Origin of the sequence: Gordonia sp. (in: high G+C Gram-positive bacteria), from assembly GCF_049299075.1 — a bacterium.
Lineage (GTDB): Bacteria > Actinomycetota > Actinomycetes > Mycobacteriales > Mycobacteriaceae > Gordonia.
The window spans coordinates 1-3874 of record NZ_JBAQWU010000164.1; the positions used below are offsets into that span (position 1 = coordinate 1).

At 68.4% G+C, this 3874-nt stretch carries 4 protein-coding genes and 1 pseudogene; 2 read left to right on the top strand and 3 right to left on the bottom strand.

Translation table 11 applies throughout. The features are described from left to right. A partial coding sequence (locus WAW85_RS05590; protein WP_422558655.1) for a hypothetical protein occupies window positions 1–348 on the bottom strand: 348 nt, incomplete at its 3' end. A 70-nt stretch (window positions 349–418) separates the two neighbouring features. Here WAW85_RS05590 and WAW85_RS05595 point away from each other — a divergent pair. Together WAW85_RS05595 and WAW85_RS05600 are read left to right on the top strand one after the other, a co-directional pair. After that, complete coding sequence (locus WAW85_RS05595) at window positions 419–982, top strand: HhH-GPD-type base excision DNA repair protein (protein WP_422558656.1); 564 nt, start codon at window positions 419–421, stop codon at window positions 980–982. Between the two features lie 279 nt (window positions 983–1261). Continuing rightward, window positions 1262–2101: a hypothetical protein gene (locus WAW85_RS05600; RefSeq protein WP_422558658.1), complete on the top strand. Its 840-nt coding sequence runs from the start codon at window positions 1262–1264 to the stop codon at window positions 2099–2101. A gap of 70 nt (window positions 2102–2171) precedes the next feature. Here WAW85_RS05600 and WAW85_RS05605 read toward each other — a convergent pair whose 3' ends face one another. Together WAW85_RS05605 and WAW85_RS05610 are read right to left on the bottom strand one after the other, a co-directional pair. Further along, a complete protein-coding gene (locus WAW85_RS05605) occupies window positions 2172–3545 on the bottom strand; it encodes an NAD-dependent succinate-semialdehyde dehydrogenase (RefSeq protein WP_422558657.1) in 1374 nt (457 codons plus the stop codon). After that, window positions 3542–3874 (bottom strand): annotated as a pseudogene (locus WAW85_RS05610) (hypothetical protein); the annotation flags it as partial. The pseudogene WAW85_RS05610 and the gene WAW85_RS05605, both read right to left, overlap by 4 nt.

Sequence of the window (3874 nt, forward strand, 5' to 3'; positions counted from 1 at the left end):
CCGTACTACACCGCGCTTGCCGGTGGTGACGTTGCGCCAGTTGACCGTGGTCTCGATGGTGTAGATCCCGGCGTTCGGGAACAATCCCTGCCCACGGGCGTTGTTGGAAATCAGCTCGACCGCCGGCCCCGGCAGCCCGTCCGACGGGCGCGTGACCTTATTCCATACATCGACGGTCACGCGCAGTGGTGGGCCTGCGAACGGATCGGGGCTATCGCAGCGAATAGTTTTGACGTAGTTGCCGTTCGGGTCGGCGTTCGCCTCCCCGATCGCGACACCGCCGACGGCGACTGCCGCGGTGAGCGCGAGCGCGGTGACGGTGCGGGTCTGGGTAGTCATGCGAGCCATGCCACGCAGTGTGCCGCACCCTCGCCCCGCGCGCAGCAAGCGGGCCGAATTGGGCGCTACGCTACCGGGTATGGCCGAACTGCACCTGACCATGGATCCCGTCGCGGACAAGCTGATCTCGCATGACCCGTTCGCCCTGCTGATTGGCGGCCTGTTGGATCAGCAGTTCCCGATGGAACGGGCCTTCGCCGGTCCGATGAAAATCACCGAGCGCTTTGGCAACCTGAACCCGACGGCTATCGCCACGGCAGATCCGGGCACTTTTGCCGAACTGTGCGCGACCCCGCCGGCGATCCACCGGTACGGACGGTCGATGGCTGAACGCATCCAACAGCTGGCGCGGGTGATCGTCGACGAATACGACGGCCGCGCCGAGCGGGTCTGGACCGAAGCCACCTCCGGGCGCGATCTGGCCCGCCGCCTCGAAGGCCTGCCCGGCTACGGAAAGGCGAAAGTCAAGATGTTTGTCGCGCTCCTCGGCAAACAACTGGACTGCCGCCCGGACGGCTGGGAGCGGATCGCTGGGGACTTCGCGCTCGATGGCTACCGGTCGATCGCCGACGTCGTCGACCCCGATTCGCTGCTGAAGGTGCGCGAATACAAGAAGGCCAAGAAGCTTGCGGCGAGGTCGTAGCGCGTAGAGTTCTCTCCCATGAGTGAGGCGAAGAAGGACCTGCAGCCGCGCTCCGCGTCGACCGCACCGCAGCCGCCGAAGGCGCAGTCAGGTCCCCGGCTCAGCCCAAAATCGCTGATTTCGGCCCCGCTGCGCTTGGGCTTCGCCGGAGCCGAGATCGTGCTGGGCACCGTCGAGTCCGCTCTCAACGTCGCCCGGTTGGCGACCGCGAATGCAGAGCACGAGATCGGCGATGCCCTGGGCGAGTCGATGGGCAGCGATCTGGGCGACATCACTGGAATGCGTGCGCCGCTGGCGATCATCGCGCAGGTCGCCGACCTGCTGACGCCCGATCGCCCCTTCGGTCGACTGTTGTCCGTCGGTGGTCCGCTCGACCGGCTGATTCGGCCCGGCGGAGTGATCGACCGCCTCACCGCACCCGACGGTCTACTGGAGAAGCTCACTGCTCCCGGCGGGCTGCTGGACTCGATGACCGACGAGAACGGCGCCCTGATGCGGATCGCCGCCGCAGGCGGACCGATCGATCGGCTGACCCGGCCGGGCGGCGTCGTCGACCAGTTCACCGAGTCCGACGGAATCCTGGACCGGTTGACCACGCCGGGCGGCGCGATCGACGTGCTGATCGACGAGGACGGCGCCCTGATGCGGATCGCCGCCGCAGGCGGACCCCTCGATCGGCTGACTCGCCCGGGCGGCGTGATCGATCAGATCACCGAGAACGAAGGCGTACTGGAGCGTCTCACCTCCCAGGGCGGCATCATCGACAAGCTGACGGCGCCGGACGGTGTGCTCACCAAACTGGCCCAGCCCGGCGGCATGCTCGAGCGGGCCGCCTCCGACGACGGGTTGCTCGATCAGCTGGTCGGCGAGGGCGGCGCCCTGGAGCGGTTGATCGCCGAGGGCGGCCCCCTGGACAAGTTCGCCGAGCTGTCGGACACGTTGGCGGCCCTGCCGCAGAATCTCGCGGAGCTGCAGGGGACGGTCGATCACCTCAACGAAGTAGTCGAGTTACTCAACCGCTCGGTGGCCCCGATCGGCGGCCTCGCCGAGCGGCTGCCCAAGCGCCTCACGCGGGGCAACCCGCGCACCATCGCCGCCTCGGACAACTACCTGGACTAGCCGTCTCCAGTCGCACACGCACCACCGGGCTCGGGCCGTGCGGTCCGAGCCCGGTGGTGTGTTGGGTAGATCAGGACGCGGCGATCCGGCGCAACCGCAGGTTCGCGAACTCGCTCATCCCCCACGCGCCCAACTCCCGGCCGTAGCCGGAGGCCTTCACCCCGCCGAACGGCAGGCCGGGCAGCGAGGTGCCGTGCTCGTTGACCATCGCCATCCCAACATCGAGACGATCGGCGACGGCAGTGGCGCGCTCCACGTCGGTGCTCCACACCGAACCGGACAGACCGTAGTCGACGGCGTTCGCGAGTGCCACGGCTTCGTCGTCATCGGAGACCGAGTAGACAACGGCCACCGGGCCGAAGATCTCCTCGCCGAAGGCGTCCATCTCCGACGTCACACCGGTCAGGACGGCCGGTGCCATGAACGCTCCCGGTCCGTCGAGTGCCGCGCCCCCGGTGTGCAAGGTCGCACCCTGCGCCACCGCCCGCTTCACCTGCTCGACGACGTTATCGCGCGCGGTGACCGAGGAGAGTGGGCCGACCTGGGTGGCTGGATCGGCCGGATCGCCCACGGTAAGCCCGGCGAAGGCCGAGGTGAGACCGGCGACAAAACCGTCGTACAAGTCCTCGTGCACGATGAACCGCTTAGGCGAGTTGCAGGCCTGACCGCAGTTCATCACTCGCCCGTTCGCGGCACCCGCCGCCAGCGCGCCGACGTCCGGAGTGTCGAGCACGATGAACGCATCCGAGCCACCGAGCTCGAGCACCGACTTCTTCAGGTGCGCAGCGGCGGTTTGGGCGACGGCGGCACCGGCGCGACCGCTGCCGGTCAGCGACACCCCGTGGATCCGCTTATCGGCGATCATCGTGGCGGCCTGCTCATTGCTCGCGTAGACGTTGATGTACGCGTCGGTAGGGACACCCGCGACGTGCGCAATCTCTTCCATCACGGCCGACGACGCAGCGCAGATCGGCGCGTGCTTGAGTACCACGGTGTTGCCCAGCAACAGGTTCGGCGCCGCAAAGCGCGCCACCTGGTAGTACGGGAAGTTCCACGGCATGATGCCCAGGATTGCCCCGACCGGCGAACGCGTGACGATGGAGCTGGCCGCGCCCTGCGGATCGAGCTCCTCGGTCTCCAGTTGGGCTGGACCGTGCTCGGCGTACCAGTCGTAGATCATCGAGGTCAGCGCCAGCTCACCGTGCGCCTGCGCGAGCGGCTTGCCCATCTCACGCGAGACGATGGCAGCCAGTTCCACGGCGCGATCACGGTAGGCGGCGGCAGTCGCCCGCAGCATCCGCACGCGTTCGTCGATCGACGTGGTGCGCCACTGCTGATAGCCCGCGTCGGCCCGCGCCAGCACATCGTCGACATCCTGATCGCGCATGGTGTCGAAGGTCTGCTCGACCTCGCCGGTGGCTGGATTCTCTGTGAGGTACGTCATGCCTCGACTGTACGGCGCAGAGCCGTTTCCAGCATCCGGCCCAGGTGATCGGCGTCGACGCGGTCCGGGTCGGTTGTCAGCGCCACCGTGATCGTCTCACCGAGTCCGTGGACACCGAGGCTGGCCAGGTGCACACCGGACAGCGCCGGAAAACCGGCGGTGAAGACCGCCGTCCCCCCGGCGAGGGTGAGATCGGCCGGGCCGCGGTTCACCGAGGAGACGACGAGCGCACCGGAAACACCGCCCGGCGGAGTGTCCCCGGGCGCCCGCCCGCCGCCGTGGGCGAGGCGCACCGCGAGGGCCCGCAACACCGGCGGGGTGAGGGCAGC